Source organism: Sorangium sp. So ce145 (genome assembly GCF_051525985.1).
Lineage (GTDB): Bacteria > Myxococcota_A > Polyangia > Polyangiales > Polyangiaceae > Sorangium > Sorangium cellulosum_B.
In genome coordinates this window covers 7,661,971-7,679,334 of sequence record NZ_CP150315.1, presented here as the reverse complement: position 1 = coordinate 7,679,334, position 17,364 = coordinate 7,661,971, and the positions used below count along the sequence as shown (strand labels likewise).

Below are 17,364 nucleotides of genomic sequence, written 5' to 3'. Positions count from 1 at the left end.
AAATGGCGGAGCGCCCTCGCGCCGGCTCGCCTGCGATGACGAGGGGAAGGGCGGGAATTCGCCGAGGAGCCGCCGACGCCTGCCGCGCGGGCGCGCTGTGCTGTGACTGCCGGAGCCCGACGGCCAGCCGTCGTGCGACCGTGGAGCTATGTGCCGCAGCGCTGGACCGTGTGATCTCCGTCGATCGGAAAGTTCGCGTTGTCCGTGCCGCGCACCTTCACGAAGAGCGAGGTCTCGTCGCTCTCGACGATCTCGAGCGTGCCCCAGTACCTGTTGCCTGTCCCACCCCCGCCGCTGCAGTTGTCCATGAGCATGAACTGCTGGAAGCCGACCCGTAGAACGGACAGATCGATCACGCCCGGCCCGTTGAGCTCGGGTGGAATCATCAAGATGTGTTGCCAGGCAGGCGCAAGGTCGCACGTGGCGCCGACCTCCATCGCGAGCACAGGCTGGCTACATTGCTGGACAGCGCTGCTGAAGAACAAGACGAGCGCGTCGGGATCAGCCCAGGGGTGCGGGTTGAGCGTGGGACTGAAGTGGAGCGACCCGAAGTCCACGTCGCTGCCTCGCAGCGCGATCACGTGAGGGGGCGAGGCGCCGTCGTCTGCCTCGTCCGGGGCCTCGTCGATGGGCGCGATGGCCTCCGGGGTGCTCTCCCAACTCCCATTTTGAATGGGATTGAAGACGATCTCGCCACATCCGCTGTTCATCGCCGCCATCGCTCCGAGGACCATCATCCATCGTTTCATTCGAACGACCTCCAGGCCAGGCTCCAGAGGTGAAGTCCCTCCGGCGCGTGACGGCGGCTCATAAAAACAGATCGATCTCGATGCCGGCTGAAGAGAGGATGAACGGTTTGCCCCAGGTCGCCGTCTCTCGCTCGACGAACCGGACGGAGACACCCTGGACGAGCGCGCTGGCGAGGGCGTCGGCGCGCAGGCGGAACGTGGGGGTCAGGGCGAAGGAGAGGCCGGCGCCCGCGAAGGGGCTGGCGGCCACCGCGGCGGATGCGCTCGAGCGGAAGCCTTTGCTGGCCACCCCCGTGCTCCAGAGGAGCACGGCCGAGAAGCCGAGATCCGCCGAGGCCGTCCACGGGCTGTCGCGCGGGGCCAGCTGGAAGCGCGCGCCCCCGCCGGCGAGCAGGACGGAGAGCTCGGCGGTGCCTTGCGATCGCTCGATCTGGTGGGCGCTTACCGGAATCGCGGCGAACGCGATCGCGCCGACGTGCTCGCCCGGCAGCCAGGAGAGGCCGACGTCGATGCTGACCGCCGCGCCGAAGCCGCCTGGGCTGAGCAGCGCACCGGGAGCGAGCGAGAGGCGGAGCGCCGTCGACGGCCTCCGGGCCGGCGCGGGCGGCGTGTCCGGCGCGCGGACCCGCAGCTTCTCGCGGATCTCGGGCGTCGCGGGCACCTCTCCGGGCGGGGGCGCGGGCAGGCCGGCCTCGAGGAGGCTGGCGCGCAGGAGCTCGACGGCGCGGAGCGCGAGCGCCGCGTCGCGGTCGGGCGTGCCGCCGTCGTCCGCCATCTCGCGGAGGACGGTCTTGCCGGTCACCCGGTCGGCGATCCAGATCTCGACGCCGCGCTCGGAGGGGACGGCGCGGATCGCGGCGATGGCGCCCACCTCGCGCGCCGAGGCCTCGAGGGACGCGCGCGACGCCGGCTCGGCCGCGGGGTCGAGGCGCTCCGCCCGGAGGCCCAGCGACTCGATCTCGGCCACGATCCGCAGGCCGAAGCGATCGCCGGGGGCGCAGAGGACAGCGATGGTCGAGGCGGCCTCGGTCCGGGTCTCGTCGGCGCGCGCGCCTTCCGCGAGCGCGGCCCCTGCCGCGAGCGTGGCCCCGGCGAGGAAGGCGAGGAAGAGGAGCGTCGCGGCGCGGCGTCTCACGGCGAGGGAGGCTCGGCGGCAGGGCCCGGCGCGCCGGGCGAGCCTCCGGGGGAGACGGGCCTGGTAGGAGAGCCTCCGGGGGTGACCGCCTTCGATCCGCGCGCGAGCACGTGCTTCGCGTACCCCGCGTGCGAGCCGCTCGGATGAGCGGCGAGGTACTGCTCGGCCGCCCTTCGGGCGCCCGCCTCGTCGCCCCGCCTGTCCTCCGCCTCGACGAGGCGCCCCGCGGCCTCGGCGGCGAACGCGCCCGCCGGCTGCTCGCGCAGGTACCGGGCGAACCAGCGCGCGGCGGCCGCGTGGTCCTTGCTCTGGTCCTGGGCGATCCTGCCCAGCAGGAACGCCGCCGACGCGGCCTCGGGCGAGCCAGGGAACCGGGCGCGGAGGGAGGCGAAGGCCTGGGCGGCGCGCGCCGGGCTCCCGCCGAGCCGGGCCGCATCGCCGAGCGCGTGCAGATCGCTCGCGCTCGCGGCGTCGCAGAGCGCGTCGAAGCCCTCGCCCTCCGCGGCCGCCAGGGCGTCCCTGTACCTGGCCTCGAGGACCAGGGCGCGCCACGACGGCGTCTCTCGCTGCGCGGGCAGGGGAGCCACCGAGCCCTCGCCGCCTGCTTGCCCTTGCAGCGCGGCCGCCCCGGCGTCCGCGGCGCGGGCGCTCGCCGACGGCCCGCTCGTCGAGGGCGCAGCCGCGCCCGGAGCGGCCTCGCTCGGGGCAGCCGCGCCTGGAGCGGCCGCGCTCGGCGCGCTTGCGCCTGGATCGGCCGCGCTCGCGGCCATCGCGCCGGGATCGGCCGCGCTCGTGGCAGCCGCGCCGGGCGCGGTCGCCGTCGATGGGGGGCCAGCGGCAGCGTCGATCGAGCCGACCTCGAGGGTGTTCGTCGCGGGCGAGATGGTGAGCCGCTCGCCGGCGCGCACGGCGCGCGAATCGCCCACGACCGGCCCGGAGACCGTGATCGCCCCCTCGTGCAGCGCGACCACGAGCTGCTCGGTCATCGGGTCCCATCGGGTCTCGAAGCGCGTCCCGATCACGCGGACCTGGAACGGCCCGACCCGCACCGTCCAGCGCGCGCCCTCGCGGTGGACGACCGAGAGATCGAGGGCGCCCCGCTCGAGGGAGAGCTCCGCGCCGTCTGCGCCCACCGAGGCGACGCGGGCGCGCCCCCCCGGCGCGAGGCGGAGCAGCGAGCCGTCGGAGAACCGGATCGGCAGCTCCGCCGTGGCCGGCGCGGCGATCCACGCGCCGACGACCCCTGGCTCGGCCGCCCCGAGCGCGAAGCGCATCGGAGCGCGGGGGCGCGCCACGAGCGCGACCACGAGCGCGGCGGCGAGCAGGGCCACCGCCGCCAGCGAGGCGGCGAGCCGCACCGCGAACGGCCTTCCAGGCCTCGTCCGCCGCCGCGCCCAGGACGACTCGCGGCCGGGCCGCTCTCCGCGCCCGGCCGGCTCCGCATCGGGCACCGGCGCCGCCGCGAGCAGCCGCGCTCGCCCGCGCTCGCGATCGAGCCGCGCCGCCGGCATCCGGTCCTGAAGCCCGGCCACGTGTCGTCCCAGGGTGGTCAGCGGGCGCTCGGATTGCCCCACCGGGTACCTCCATCGAGCCACGCCTCGAGCGCGGGTTGCTTGCGGGCTTCGGCCTCGAAGCGGGCGCTGGCGCGGGCGAGCCGCCGCTTGATCGTCGCGAGCGAGGTCTCGCACGCCGCGGCGACCTCGGTGAGCTCCATGCCGTCGATGAACCGGAGCGCGAAGGCGATGCGCTCGTCCACCGGGAGCGCGTCGAGGACGGCGTAGGTCGCGCGCAACGCGTCCAGCACGTCGCCCGACGCCGCGCCGGACTCGACCTCGGGCAGCTCCTCGCTCGGCAGGAACCAGAGCCAGCTGCGCCGCTTCCTGCGGGTGATCGACGAGCGCGCCACGTGCACAGCGATCATCGTGAGCCAGCCCTTGAGCGCGCTCGGGTCCTCCAGGCCCGGCAGCGAGCCGAGCGCGCGGACGAAGACGTCGTGGTGCAGGTCGGCCAGGTCGTGGCTGAAGCCGAGAAGCCGGTAGAGCACCCGGTGGACGTGATCCGCGAACCGGTCGTAGAGCGCGGCGCGCGCCCCGGGGTCGCCCCGCCGGAACGCGTGCACGAGGGTCGCGTCGTCCCCGGCGAAGGCCCGCTTCGGGGCGGGCGGCGGCGGTCGGACGAGCTTCAAGGGGCGGGTCAAACGGGGCTCCTCTGCTGAAGTCCCGCGAGGGGAGGCTCACGGCTCAGGGGGTCGCACGATCGTCCCCCGAGGCCCGAGGAGCGCCTGAAGAGCCGTGGTTTCACGCGAGTGCCCTGACCCTGCGCTCCGTCGCAGGCGCGATCTTGGCGCCGAGGCCGCGCCCCCACGGCACCACCTTTGCTTTCAAGGCCCTCGCGCCCCGGGCTCGGGGGCACGCTTCGAAAGGGGAGCACGATGCGCAACCTGCTTCTTCGCCTTCACGTCGTCCCGATCCTCGTCGCCCTCGCCGCCGGCTGTTCGGGCGAGGGGAGCCAGCCCCCGCCCGGCACCGACGGCACCCAGCTGCCCTCCACGGAGCTCGGGCCCGAGCAGCAGGCGGAGCTCACCGCGCTGCTCGCCGAGAAGGATGCCTCGGCGAGCATGACCGCCGAGGACTTCGCCTCGCGGTACCCTGTCCCGTTCGCGTCGGGCCTGTCCTACGCGCCGGCGGACGCCGCGGGCCTCTCGCTCCTCCAGGGCACCGCGCTCGCGCTCGACGAGGACGAGCTCGCGAAGCTCTCCGCGAACGGCTTCGTCATTTCGAGCAAGAAGTCCTTCCCGACCTTCGTCTACGGCTACGAGAGCATCTACTCGCTCGACCTGCCGCTCTACGTGTCCGCGGACTCGGTCCTGTTCGCGATCCACCGCTCGTACGACGCGATCCTGAAGGCGGTGGAGCTGGCCTCGCTCGCGCCCGAGCTCGGGACGATGCTGAAGCAGATGCGCGCGCGGCTCGCCTCGGGCGCCGGGGCGGAGCTCGGCGCCGAGGCGCGCGCGGACGCGGATCTCTTCACGGCCGTCGCGCTCGCGCTGCTCGACGGCGCACCCGTCGCCCCCGTCGCGGGCGCCAGCGCCGCGGCGATCGACGAGCTCGTCGCGGGCGCCGAGGCCCACGACGGCATGGCGGAGGTCCGCCTCTTCGGCACGGACCGGCTCATGGACTTCTCGCAGTTCGAGCCCCGCGGCCACTACCTCGACGAGGAGCGCCCCGAGCTCGCGCGCTACTTCCGCAGCATGATGTGGCTCGGCCGCGTCGACTTCCGCTTCCTCGAGACCCAGCAGGACGGCACGCAGCGCTTCCAGCGGCGGCACCTCGAGGGCGCGTACGTGCTGCGCGCCCTGGCCGACGCGGAGACCGTCGCCCGCTACAAGCGCATCGACGACGGGGTCCAGGCCTTCGTCGGCGAGAGCGACACCATGACCCTGCCGGAGCTCGACGACCTGCTCGCCGACCTCGGCCTCAGCGACGCCGCCGGCCTCGCCGGCGTCCCGGACGCGCGGATCGCCGAGGTCATCGTGAAAGAGGGCCACGGCACGCAGCGGATCTCGAGCCACATCATGATCAACGGGCTCGGCAAGGGCACGCTGCCCCTCTCGTCGAGCTTCGCGCTGCTGGGCCAGCGGTACGTCGTCGACTCCCACGTCTTCTCGAACGTGGTCTTCGACCGGGTGCAGGGCGGCGCCGTCAAGCGCATGATGCCGAGCCCGCTCGACGTGGGCTTCGCAGCGCTCGGGAACGATCAGGCAGGCCAGCTGCTCGCGCCGGAGCTCGGGAAGTTCCCCTACGCGCCGGACCTGCACATGATGCGCGTGCTCGTCGACGCGCACCCCGGGGACTTCTGGGGCAAGAACCTTTACAATCGCTGGCTCGGCGCGCTCCGGGAGCTGTCGCCGGCGCGGGCGATCGGCGACGGCGAGGGGCTGCCCGGCGTGGCGAAGACCGAGGCGTGGGGCCGGCGCCTGCTGAGCACCCAGCTCGCCTCGTGGGCCGAGCTCCGCCATGACACCCTGCTCTACGCCAAGCAGTCGTACACGGGCGGGGACACGTGCGAGTTCCCGGACGCGTACGTCGACCCGTACCCGGCGTTCTTCGCGCGCATCGCCGAGCTGGCCGAGCACGGCGCCGAGATCATCGGCGCGCTCGATCTGTCGAGCGATCCGTGGCTCGAGAAGGCGGTGCCGGCGTACTTCTCGCAGCTCCGCGACGTCGCGCGCACGCTCGGCGAGATGGCCGCGAACGAGCGCGCCGGCCTGCCCCTCACCCAGGAGCACCTCGATTTCATCAACCAGGCCGTGCAGATCGAATGGGAGGGTTGCGGCGGGCCCACGGGCGTCCACGGCTGGTACAGGCAGCTCTTCTTCGACGAGCTGAAGAGCCTCGAGCAGGACCCGACGATCGCCGACGTGCACACCCAGCCGACCGAGGAGGGCGGCGCGCCGGTCGGCCGCGTGCTGCACGTGGGCACCGGCCTGCCGCGGCTCATGGTCGTGACGGCCGATCCCTGCGGCGGCGCGCCGCGCGCGTTCGTGGGGCTCGCCTCGTCGTACTTCGAGGCCGTCACCGAGAACTTCGAGCGCATGGACGACCGGCAGTGGGCCGGCAAGGTCCTGGAAACGACCCCCGACGTGCCCTGGATGACGGACCTCGTCTCCCGCTGATTCCGCTGATCCGGCGACGCAGCGCTCGGCGCTGGCCGTCCCGTGAATTCGTGCCGAGCTGTGTCGACTTGTGCCGATCCGACGCTGCTGCGCGCCAGCGGGATCATGGCGCTCGATCGATCCCGTCAGCCCCGGGAACGTACCGCCGTCATCTGCTCGTCGCCATTCGACGCCCGGGCAAGGACGATCCCGTGATCACGGCTCAGCGCGGCGTCCAGGTGCCATTCATCGCCTCGCAGAGCGGCTTGACGAGGTCCGCCGTGAGGATCTCTGTTTCATAATGGTACGTCGTCATGGTCTCGCCCTCGCCGGTGACGACGCAGGTGCCGAGCACGTCGTCGGTAGAGCATCGATCGACGAGCTCGGCCTCGAGGTTTGACGTGTCCGCGCACTGGCTTTCGTGCTTGTCCGGGTCGTCGGTCTCGAGCTCGGCGCAGCTACGGACCGTCACGCCGCCAGGGGTGCTGCCGGTGAACTCGCAGGCCACCCAGCGCGCGGCCGGAGCCTCCCCGCCACATCCCACGATGAGCACGAACACGACGATGAGAACGTTGCGCATGGCCAATCCTCCTTGATGAGCGCTCGAAGGAGCGCGAAACGATGACAATCACTGCTGTGTCCCCGGGCTCCTCCAGCGGTCGACCCAGGAGACACGAGCGCGACGGCGGGCCACGACGGGCCCTGCCGGAGCGCTGGCCCCGGAGCGAACTCCCCTGGAGGCGCTCGGGGGATGACCCGCCAGAGCACCGATCCGCTCGGAAACCGGAGAAATGAACCGCCAAGCGCGCCAAGGACGCCAGGAGAAATACAAGAGTCTTGGCGTCTTATGGCGTCTTGGCGGTTCGACTCCTCGCTGTTCGCATGTGGCTTCAGCCCGTCTGTCGCTCTAGAATTTGCCCGAGACCGTGAGGCCTGCGTTGCCGTCGGGCCCTGAAGGCGCGACCTGCAGGCCGGCCCTGCGCAGGTCCCGCTGGTAGGACTGCGCCGGATGTTCGGGATCGAACATGGCGCCGAGCGACCACACGGAGGCCAGGAGACCGGACGTCAAGCTCAACATCCGCCTCTCTGCTGGCAGATCACCATCCCACGCGGGCGCGGTGGCGGCGACCCCGCCGAGCGCGACCGGGAGGTAGATGGCCCAGCTCGGGATCGCTGGCGCGGTGGCCAGCAGATCCCGCTCGATGCTCGCGATCTGCGCGCGTGACAGCCGCGCGCGCCACTCGGGCGTCGCCACCAGCGCGTGGTCGGCGCGGAGGCGGGAGACAGGAGTGTAGTCGGACAGCGCCAGGTTCAGCCCGGAGAGCAAGCCGGACACGTAATATCCCGACGACAGCGCGATCGGCGTCACCCTCGCGAGGCCGCTGTCCGTGAAGAACGCGAGCCCGAGCCAGAAGCTGCCTTGTGAGAGCTGCGCGGCGGCCCCCAGCGTGTCGCGCCGGTACGCCTCCGGCGCGGCGAGCGCGGCGATGCCTCCCGCGAGCAACGCCGCGGAGCCAGCGGTCCAGGCGAGGAAGGGAGGCTCGGCCGGGGCTACGGTCAGGCTCAAGGCGAGGCTCGCCCCGCCGATGCCGCTGACGAGGACGGGCACCGCTTTCCCGGCGGAGCGCAGCCTGATCACGTCATGGAGGTGTGTCGCAAGGAGCGCGGCGCGCTCGCGCCGCTGGACGATGTCTTCCCGACGCTCGGTCTCGTCCCACGCCGGGGCGACCGCCTCCTGCGCCGCGGCGCTCCCCGGCAGCGAGAGGCGCGCCATCGCCGCTCCCACCAGGACCGCCTTCCGCGCGTGGCGCCTGCTCCATGACGACCAGACCATACGAAACCTCTCTGTTGAACATCCTCACGCTGACAGCGCTCGAACCATTCGACGAACCGGACACGATAGGCACGCTCTCCGGCGCCCTCGAAAGCACGTTACGCAGGCGGGCGAGCAGGTCACGCGAGGCGCGCGTGCGCGCCGCTCGATCAAGGCTCCTCCGCCGCGCCGAGGAGAGCGCGCACGCCCGAGGCATGCGCGCTCGTCGGGCGCGAGGCGAGGAAGCGCTGGCCCAGCTCGGCCGCGCGGGCCCGATCGCCGAGGCGGATCAGCGCCTCGATGCGGAGCACGGTGGCCTCCTCTCCCATCGCGCTCCGAGGAAACTTGCTGTCGTGGGCGTCGAGCGCCGCGAGGCACCCCGCCGCGTCGCCGGCGGTGAGCGCGTCGCGCGCGCGATCGATCATGGCGACCTGCTCGCCGAGCGCGTCGCTCGGCGCGCCGGGCGCGGATCCCGCGCGCGGCGCGGCGCTCTTCGGGCGCGGCGGGCTCGCGGCGGCGGGCGCCGGGATCGGCGGGGCGCTCGCCTGGAGCGGGAGCGGCGCGCGCGTCGCGGGCCCGGAGGGAGCGGGCGCGACCGGCGGCGCGGCCGCCGCCGGCGGCTCGCCGGCGGTGGGCGGCGTGAGCGTGGCCTGCGGCTCGCTCCACGGTGCCGCCGCGGAGGGAGGCGCCGACGGCCGGAGGAGCGCGACGCCCGCGCCGATGAGGCCGACGCCGATCGCCGCTCCGAGGCCCCACTTCGCGAGCGCCAGCAGCTTGCCGGCGCCCGCCTTCGGCGCGGGCGCGGCGGACGGGGAAGGCGCAGCGGTCGTCCCCCCTGCGACCCCGCCCCCTGCGACCCCGCCCCCTGCGACCCCGCCCCCTGCGACCCCGCCCCCTGCGACCCCGCCCGCGGCGAGCCCGGCGATGGCGAGCGCGCGCGCGCGCGCCGACGAGGACGGAGACTCCTGCTTCCACGAGCGGAGCAGCGCGCGCTCGAAATCGGTCGTCTCCTCGTCTCCCAGCGGCTTCGGATCGGTCATCGCTCGCCTCCCCGGTGCGGCGCCCTCGCCTGGACGCGCCTCGCGATCGCGCGAAAGTCCTCTCGCGCGCGGCGGAGGCGGGAAGCGACGGTGCCCTTCGCGAGGCCGAGCATCGCGGCGATCTCCTCGGTCGGGACGCCCTCGAGCTCGAAGAGGACGAAGACGACACGGAGGTCCTCCTCCATCGCGTCGAGCACGTCGTCGAGCAGCGCGCGCGCCTGCTTCATCTCGATGAGCTGCTCCGGGTTCGGCGCGTCGTCGGCCGCGGCCGCCATCGCGCCGTCGTCGCAGAGCTCGCGCCGCCGCGCGCCGGCGCGGCGCGCGTTCGCCGCGACCCCCAGCGCCGTCCCGAAGAGGAAGGACCGCTCGCGATCGGGCGCGATCTCGGCGAGCTTCTGGTAGGCGATCAGGAAGACGTGCTGCGCGGCGTCGTCGGCCGAGCCGGCGGGCACGCCGAGCCCGCGCAACGAGCGCCAGATGAAGTCGAAATGCGCGTCGACCAGCGCGCGGTAGCGCTCCGCGGAGGGCGACGGCGCGCGCCGCTCGGCGCGCTCCGCGGGCGCCGTCATGGCCGTGTCGCGCACCACCTCTGCGCGCGCAGGGGGCCGGGATCGAGTCGCGCTGATCATCGTCTCCTGCCGCTGCTATGTTCGGAGGCGAGCGCCGGGATCACGGAATCGTCAACCCGAGCCCGAGCGCCGCGACGCTCTCGATCGGCGGCGGGCGGGCGTCGGCGTCGGCGCCGTCGGGGAAGAAGCCGTCGCGCAGCAGCGGCAGGCGCACCCCGGCGTCGGCGTCGAGCACGAACGCGCCCCAGAGCGGCAGCCGCGCGCGCACCGGCAGGCCGAGCGCCAGCCATCCGCGCGTCACGCTGCGCGCGGGGGCGACGCCTCGGCGGCTCGCCGAGACGAGGCCGCCCTCGACGCGCGCGCAGGGGGAAAGGCGCAGGACGCCGAGCGACGCGCCGAGCGGGCACGCGTCGGCGCCGAGGGCCGCGCGAAGAAACGATGCAGAGCCACCCGCCACGGGGACGTCGGAGGACACCTCGAGGTCCGCGTCGAAGCGCGCCGGGCCGACGCCGCGGGTCGCGACGGCGAGGGGAGGCTCCGCGGAGATGCGCGCGCCGAAGGAGGGGAGGCCGATCATCTGGCCGACGAGGAGCTGCGCGCCGAGCACCAGGTGCGTCGTTGCGTCGGGCTCCGGCGCCGGCGGCCGCGCGTTACCGGCCGGCGGGGCGCCCGCAGGCGGGGCGCTGGCAGGCGGGGCGCTGGCAGGCGGGGCGCTGGCAGGCGGGGGCGGCGCGGCGACGGCGCTCGGGGACGCGGAAACCGCGGGTGTGGCGGACGTTACGGGGGCGTCCCGGGCCTGGGTATCGACGGCGAGCGCGGTCACGACCGCGAGCGCGGCGACGACATCGTCGCAGGTATCCCCCGCGACATCGCGGTCGGACGCCGTCCCGTCGCCCGCACGGACGCTGAGGCGCCCGACGAAGCGGCGATCGCGCCGCTCGATGATCACGACGTACGCGCTCGCTGTGTCCGTCTCCGCGATGTTCCGCCGGAGGCGCGCGCCGACGCGCGCACGAAACTCCGCCTCTGCCGGGCATCCAGCCTCCGCGCGGTACTCGAACCGCAAGGGCGCCGCGGTCGGCTGGGCGTGCGCGACCGCGCTGCCGCCGAGCGCCGCGGAGATCATGAAGAGCGGCGCTGCCGAGGAGCGTGACCTCACCCGGGGCCAATGTGGCGTCCCGGCGCCCGGAACGCCACTCCACATCGTCGCGCTCGTTCTAGACCTGTGGGAGCAGGTCCCCTCGGCCGTCCGCCGCCGTCTCCGACTCCGCCTCGGCCGGGTGCAAAGGCAGCTCGACGATGAACGCGGCGCCGGCGCCCGGCTCGCTCTCGACGCGGATGGTGCCGCCGTGGGAGGTGACGATCCACCGGACGATGTAGAGGCCGAGGCCGAGACCTCCGAAGTTGCGGACGGAGACGGCGCGCTCGAAGCGTTCGAAGATCCTGGCCTGGTCGGCCTGCGCGATGCCGATGCCGTGGTCGCGGACGACGAGCAGCGCGCGGCCTTCCAGGCCGCGCACGACGACGTGAATGGGGGCCCCCGCGCCGTACTTGATCGCGTTGGACAGCAGGTTGATGAGGACCTGCTCCATCCGAGAAGCATCCCAGTGCCCGATCACGGGTCCTTCCAGATCGAGCTCGGTGCGGCAGCGCGCGCTCGCGAGCTGCTGTCTCATCCGCTCGACGACCTCGCACGTCAGGGCCGCCAGGTCGAGGGGGGCGCGCGCGAGGGTGAGCCGGCCGGCGTTGAGGCGGGTGACGTCGAGCAGCTCGTTGATCAGATGGGCGAGGCGCGCGATCTGGCGGTTCAGGACCTGGATCGCGGCGTCGATGCGCTCCGGAGCGACCTCGGCGCGCTGGAAGCGAGGCAGGAGCCGGGCGAGGAGGTGAGCCTGCATCTTGAGCGAGGTGAGCGGTGTCTTGAGCTCGTGCGAGGCGACGAGGAGGAACTCGTCGCGGCGCTCGATCGCCACCTGGGCCTCGGCGAACAGACGGCTGTTGTCGAGGGCGAGCGCGGCGCGGCTCGCCAGCTCCTGGGCCAGCCACAGGTCCGCGGGGCGGTAATGGCGTCGCGGCGCGGTCGCCAGCAGGGTCATGACGCCGAAGCGCCGGTCGCGCGCGAGGAGCGGAACGCGGAGGAAGGAGTGAACGCCGAGCGGCTCGAGGAGGGGCGCAGCGCGGACGTCGCCCACCTCGGGGCGGTCCGGCGAGGTCGCTGCGAGGGGCCGCAGCGCGTCCATCACCGCGTCTGCCAGCTCGGCCGGCACGCCCGCGGTGACCGCGGTGACCGTCCTCTCCGGCGCGTCCTGGGCGAGGTCCACGTCGATGACGCACCGGTCGGCCAGCTCGGGCACGGCGAGCTGCGCGACGCTCTCGAGGGTGGCGCCGTAGCCGAGGGCCATGAGCCTGCGGCTCGCCTCGGCGAGGAAGCGCTCGGCGAGCTCGGCGCGCTTGCGCTCGGTGATGTCGGTGGAGATGCCGCAGAGCACGCCGGGCATGACGCTCTCGCCGAGCGGGAACTTGAGCGACAGGTAGGTGTGCGGCCCGTCCTCCATGATCAGCTCTTCCTCGAACTCGAGCGGCTCGCCCGAGTCGAGCACCCGCCGGTCGTTGTCCGCGATGATCTCGAGGTTCGTGGAAGGGAAGAGCTCGGTGCTCGTCTTGCCGATGATCTGATCGAGCGGCATGCCCAGGAGGCGGCCCACCTCGCGGTTGACGAGCAGGTGCCGGCCGTCGCGATCCTTGAGGTAGATCGTCGCAGCGGAGTTGTCGACGATGGCCTGCAGCGTGGCCTGGCTCCCGCGGAGCTCGCGCTCCGCCCGGCGCCGCTCGGCGTTCTCCTGCTCGATATCGGTGTAGAGTATGGCGTTCTCGAGCGAGATGGCCGACTGCGAGGCGAGCAGCTCGAGCACGGTGAGCCGCCCCGGGGTGAACGCGCCGGCCACCAGCTTGTTCTCTAGGTAGAGCAGGCCGAGCAGCCGCGCTTGCCGCACGATCGGGAGGCACAGCACCGATCTCGGCCGCTTCCGCGTGAAATACGCGTCCTCCGAGAACGGGTGCCTGGCCGTCGCGTCGTCGAGCAGCACGCGCTCGTGGCTGCGGCGAACGTAGTTGAGAATGGATTGCGGCAGCGCATCCGCCGCGGCCTCGCCCGCGTCGAGCAGCCGCGCGGCGCCCCCTGACGCGGCGATCGCCGCCGCGGTCGACAGGCGATCTTCCCGGAGCAGGAGCACGTACCCCTCCCCGGCGCCCGCGTGCTCGATCACCGTGCGCAGGAGCATCTCGAGCAGGCGCGGGAGCTTGAGCTCTCCGGAGATGCTCTGAGAGGCCTTGACGACGGAGAGGACGTCGAACTGCTCGGCGCGTACGGCGAAGGTGACGGTGGGGGCGATCGGCTTTCGCTCGACGAGGAAGGGATACCGCTGGTCGAGCTGATCGACCTTGGCGTGTGCGCCCCAGCGGAAGTAGGCGGCGCGGGCCTTCTGCAGGTAAGCGTCGGCGGGCGTGGACAGGCCGCGGTCGCGGTAGAGCCGGGCGGCGAGCTCGCAGGCGATGGCCTCGTGCTGGACGAAGCCGCCCTCGTGCGCCGAGGAGATGGCCTGCTCGTAGAGCCCGATGGCCTCCAGAACCTGCCCGCGGAGCCGGGCGATCTCGGCGCGGACCAGAGCGTGTTTGTGGAGGTAGTTGTCGGGGCCGCTCGCGGCCCACTCGCCGAGCTGCCGCTCGCAGTCGAGCAGCCCGTCCGGGAGCTCCGGCCGGGGCGACGGCGCCGCCGCGCGGTCCTCGTCGTCGACGAGCGCGGCCAGCGCGAGCGCGCGATAATAGAAGCACTCGGCGTACAGCGCGTTCGTGTCCATCTTCCAGTCGTAATCGACGACCACCTGGGTCGTCGCCGCGAGCGCCTCCCGGTGAGCGCCGAGGACGAACATCGCCTGAGCCTTCATGCTGAAGTGGAAGCAGCGGGGGACGACCGCCCCCTCTCGGTCGAGGCGCGCCTCGAAGGCCGCCTGATCCAGCTCGGCGCCGTCGAGCATCGAATAATGGACCGGCCGCCCGCGCAGCGTCTGGATGAGGTGCCGTGCGCCGAGGAGGACGTCATACACGAACGCGTAGCCGGCCTTGCGCACGAAGCCGAGGCGGTCTTCGGTGAGATGGAGGGTGTCCTCCAGCGGCTCGCCAGACAGCAGCGGGAACATCGCTGCCCAGATGCAGTTGTAACATGCGTTGTTCCAGTCGCCGCCCTCCATCGCGGCGTTGAAGCCCTGGCGAGCGTAGAAGCCGGTCTCCCGGTAGTGGCGCGTCCAGAAGACGACCTGCTGCCCGAACAGGGTGAACACCGCGCCCTTCGTGGAGAGGGCGTGGCCCCTGTCCGCGAGGTCGTAGCCGAGCTTTCCGAACAGGTAAGCCTGACGGTATCGCCCGGCCAGCGGGCCGACCATCCGCGCGAAGGCGGTGTACGCCTGGGCGGAGCTCTCCGCGTTGCCGTGGCGCAAGCTGAGCTTGACCATGCGCACGAGGAGCAGATAGTGCAGCTTGAAATCCACGAAGTAGGCGGAGATCATCACGCCGAGCAGGACGCGCATCGCGACCTTGATCTCCGGGTGATCCATGGCCGGCAGGTCGACCAAGGCTTCGATCTTCCGGTCGCCCAGCGCTTGCCAGACGCCCTCGGTCTCTTCTTTGACCTGCGCGTCGGTGACGGGGAGCGACAGCTCGATGTCCCAGGCGCGGAGGCACGAGAGCCCGAGCTCCACGGCGCGAGCGCACTGGCCGCGGGTGACGTTCTGCGTGACGGCGAGCTCGACGACCGCGGCGCGCTCGATCTTGGTCCTCGCGCGCTCCATGAGCTCCCCGAGCAGCTGCTCGGCCTCCTCGAAGCTGCCGATGGCGTAGGCGGCGTGCGCGCGCTCGAGGCTCAGATCGTAGGTCAGCTCGTACCGAGCCTCCCAGCGCTCGCGGGGATCCTGCGCGAGGAGGGCCAGGCCGGCGGCGAAGAGGGCGGCGGCGGCCTCGTAGGCCGCGGCGGCCTTGGCCTTCCTGCCGGCGCGGAGGTTGAGGGCGGCGAGCTCGTCGCGCTCGGCCTGGGAACGGAGGAGCGCGGCGCCGTGGTTGAGGTGGCCGACGATATCGAAGAGGGCGTCCTCGCGCTGGTCGGCGCGCCGTGCCCCCAAGAGCAGCTGACCGATGCGGAGGTGCACCTCGGCGAGCTGTCCGGCCGGGATGAGCGAGTAAGCGGCTTGCTGCACCCGGTCATGGAGGAAGCGATAGGCGCTGTCCCGGCGGAGCAGCAGCCCCTCCCGCACGGCCTCCTCCAGCGCCTCGCGGAGCTCCTCCGCCGGCCTTCGCGCGACGATCGCGAGGGGGTCGAGGTCCACGCTGCTGCCGAGGCACGCGGCGAGCTTGAGGGCGTCGCGCGTGGCGACGGGGAGCCGCTCCAGCTTGCCCACCATCAGCTCGACGACGTTGTCGGTGAAGCCCTTGTCGCGGATGGCGGCGATGTCCCACCGCCACGCGCCCTCGTCGGCGTCGAACGTGATGAGCCCCTCTTGGTGCAGGGCGATGAGGAACTGGAGCACGAAGAAGGGGTTGCCGCCGGTCTTCTCGTAGACGAGCCGCGAGAGCGGCTCGACCCGCGCTTCGGGCGCATGGACCGCCTCGGCGACGAGCGCCCCGACATGGGCGGCGGAGAGCGGCTCGAGGACGATGTCGCCGACGGCGGCGCCGCGCTTTCGGACCTCGGCCAGGGTGAGCCGGAGCGGGTGCGCGGGGCCGACCTCGTTGTCGCGATAAGCGCCTATCAACAGGAGATGCGCGTCGCCGGCGAGGGAGGCGAGCTGCTCGAGCAAGAGGAGGCTGCCAGCGTCGGCCCATTGCAGGTCGTCGAGAAACAGGGCGACGGGGTGCTCCTTCCGGGCGCAGGCGGCGACGAAGCGCTGGAGCGTGGCGAGCATCCGGCTCTGGGTCTCGGCGGGCGGGAGCTCGGGCACGGGGGGCTGCGGGCCGAGGAGCAGGGCGAGCTCGGGGAGCATGTCGGTGAGCAGCCCGCCGTTCTGGCCGAGGGCCTCGCGGAGGCGCTGCCTCCAGCGTTCGACCTGCTCCTCGGTCGCGCCGAGGATCTCCTGAACGAGCCCCCGGAAGGCGTGAAGGAGGGGGCGGTACGGCACGTCGCGCTTGAGCTGATCGAACTTGCCGGAGAGGAAGAAGCCGCGCTCGCGCACGATGGGCCCGTGCAGCTCGGCGACGAGCGAGGACTTGCCGATGCCCGAATAGCCCGAGACGAGAAGGAGCTCTGGCCGGCCGCTCGCGACAACGCGCTCGAACGCGGCGAGCAGGGCCTGCACCTCGCGCTCGCGGCCGTAGAGCCGCTGCGGGACCTGGAATCGGTCGGAGACGTCGCGCAGTCCGAGCGGGAAGGGCGCGATGGCGCCGCGCTGGCGCAGCTGGGAAAAGCACGTGTCGAGGTCGTGGCGCAGGCCGAGGGCGCTCTGGTAGCGCTCCTCGGCGGCCTTGGAGAGCAGCTTGAGGACGACGGCGGAGAGCTGGGGTGGAATCGATGGGACGAGCGCGTGGGGCGGCCGCGGCGCCTGGGCGATGTGGCAATAGACCCACTCGACGGGGTCGCTGGCGTGGAAGGGCAGGGTGCCAGTCAGCATCTCGTAGAAGGTGACGCCGAGGGAGTACAGGTCGGTCCGCTCGTCGACGCGGCGGTTGATGCGGCCTGTCTGCTCCGGCGCCATGTAGGCGAGCGTGCCCTCGATGAGCGCGTCGTGGGCGAGCTCCTGGGCCTCGCGTGGCGAGAGGGAGGCGATGCCGAGATCGGTGATCTTCACCTCGCCGGTGTCGGGGTTGTAAAGCAGGTTCTGAGGCTTGATGTCCTTGTGAATGACGTGCCGCCGGTGCACCTCGGCGAGCGCGGCGGCGAGGCGGAGGGCGAGGGGGAAGAAGCGCTCGATCGACATCGGGCGCATCGGCCCGTCGCCATCGAGCAGCCGGTCGAGGGAGCGGCCGCCGAAGTCTTCGAGGACCAGGGTCATCTGGTCGCGGAACAGCTCGATCCCGTAGGCCTGGACGACGACGGGCGATTTCAGTGCCCTGGCGACCTCGAGCTCGTGCTGGAGCCTGCCGAGCGCGCGGGGGCTCGCGTGGTCGCGCCGCAGGGCCTTGAGCACCACCGGCCGGCCGTCCTCCTCGCGCCGCGCGCGGTAGAGGATCGTGTCCGCACCTTGGTGCAGCACCTCCAGCACGCGGTAACGTGGACTATCGAGCATAGGAGGATCTTTGAAAACCGGGGCCCCGGCGGCGTGTTGCCATTCAACCCGGTACACTGCCAAAAGCGGTGCGCCTCGTCACGAGCAAACGGCGGCGCGTCAGCGCCGGCTGAGGCGGCAGTCGGGTAGTGAGCAC

11 protein-coding genes are annotated in these 17,364 nt (G+C 72.7%); 1 reads left to right on the top strand and 10 read right to left on the bottom strand.

Annotated features, from left to right (window positions below):
• Window positions 1–146 precede the first annotated feature (146 nt).
• The 4 genes from WMF34_RS28175 to WMF34_RS28160 all read right to left on the bottom strand — a co-directional run bounded on the left by WMF34_RS28175 (window position 147) and on the right by WMF34_RS28160 (window position 4,081).
• Window positions 147–737, bottom strand: coding sequence for a hypothetical protein (locus WMF34_RS28175; RefSeq protein ID WP_044965961.1), 591 nt, complete (start codon window positions 735–737; stop codon window positions 147–149).
• Between the two features lie 70 nt (window positions 738–807).
• Window positions 808–1,884, bottom strand: coding sequence for a hypothetical protein (locus WMF34_RS28170; protein ID WP_437989727.1), 1,077 nt, complete (start codon window positions 1,882–1,884; stop codon window positions 808–810).
• Window positions 1,881–3,458, bottom strand: coding sequence for a FecR domain-containing protein (locus tag WMF34_RS28165; RefSeq protein ID WP_437989726.1), 1,578 nt, complete (start codon window positions 3,456–3,458; stop codon window positions 1,881–1,883). The genes WMF34_RS28170 and WMF34_RS28165 overlap by 4 nt, the downstream gene beginning before the upstream one ends.
• Window positions 3,434–4,081, bottom strand: a complete 648-nt coding sequence (locus WMF34_RS28160; protein WP_012238084.1) for an RNA polymerase sigma factor — start codon at window positions 4,079–4,081, stop codon at window positions 3,434–3,436. Before WMF34_RS28160 ends, WMF34_RS28165 begins: the two co-directional genes overlap by 25 nt.
• Window positions 4,082–4,315: 234 nt before the next feature.
• Between WMF34_RS28160 and WMF34_RS28155 the strand changes: the two genes are divergently transcribed.
• Window positions 4,316–6,559: a DUF3160 domain-containing protein gene (locus WMF34_RS28155; protein ID WP_437989725.1), complete on the top strand. Its 2,244-nt coding sequence runs from the start codon at window positions 4,316–4,318 to the stop codon at window positions 6,557–6,559.
• Between the two features lie 202 nt (window positions 6,560–6,761).
• On the opposite strand, the gene WMF34_RS28150 is transcribed toward WMF34_RS28155, so the two are convergent.
• From WMF34_RS28150 to WMF34_RS28125, 6 genes are all read right to left on the bottom strand, one after another.
• Window positions 6,762–7,118 carry a hypothetical protein gene (locus tag WMF34_RS28150; protein ID WP_437989724.1) on the bottom strand — a complete coding sequence of 119 codons (357 nt, stop codon included), beginning with the start codon at window positions 7,116–7,118 and terminating at the stop codon, window positions 6,762–6,764.
• A gap of 327 nt (window positions 7,119–7,445) precedes the next feature.
• Window positions 7,446–8,324 (bottom strand): hypothetical protein, encoded by an 879-nt coding sequence (locus WMF34_RS28145; RefSeq protein ID WP_437989723.1) that lies wholly within the window; start codon window positions 8,322–8,324, stop codon window positions 7,446–7,448.
• A 197-nt stretch (window positions 8,325–8,521) separates the two neighbouring features.
• Entirely contained in the window at window positions 8,522–9,391 is an 870-nt protein-coding gene (locus tag WMF34_RS28140) for a hypothetical protein (RefSeq protein WP_437989722.1), read from the bottom strand.
• Window positions 9,388–10,020 carry an RNA polymerase sigma factor gene (locus tag WMF34_RS28135; RefSeq protein ID WP_437989721.1) on the bottom strand — a complete coding sequence of 211 codons (633 nt, stop codon included), beginning with the start codon at window positions 10,018–10,020 and terminating at the stop codon, window positions 9,388–9,390. The genes WMF34_RS28140 and WMF34_RS28135 overlap by 4 nt, the downstream gene beginning before the upstream one ends.
• A 40-nt stretch (window positions 10,021–10,060) precedes the next feature.
• The gene (locus tag WMF34_RS28130) at window positions 10,061–11,119 is read right to left on the bottom strand and encodes a hypothetical protein (RefSeq protein ID WP_437989720.1); all 1,059 of its coding nucleotides are present in this window, start codon (window positions 11,117–11,119) and stop codon (window positions 10,061–10,063) included.
• Between the two features lie 58 nt (window positions 11,120–11,177).
• Window positions 11,178–17,228 carry an AAA family ATPase gene (locus tag WMF34_RS28125; protein WP_437989719.1) on the bottom strand — a complete coding sequence of 2,017 codons (6,051 nt, stop codon included), beginning with the start codon at window positions 17,226–17,228 and terminating at the stop codon, window positions 11,178–11,180.
• Between the last annotated feature and the right edge of the window lie 136 nt (window positions 17,229–17,364).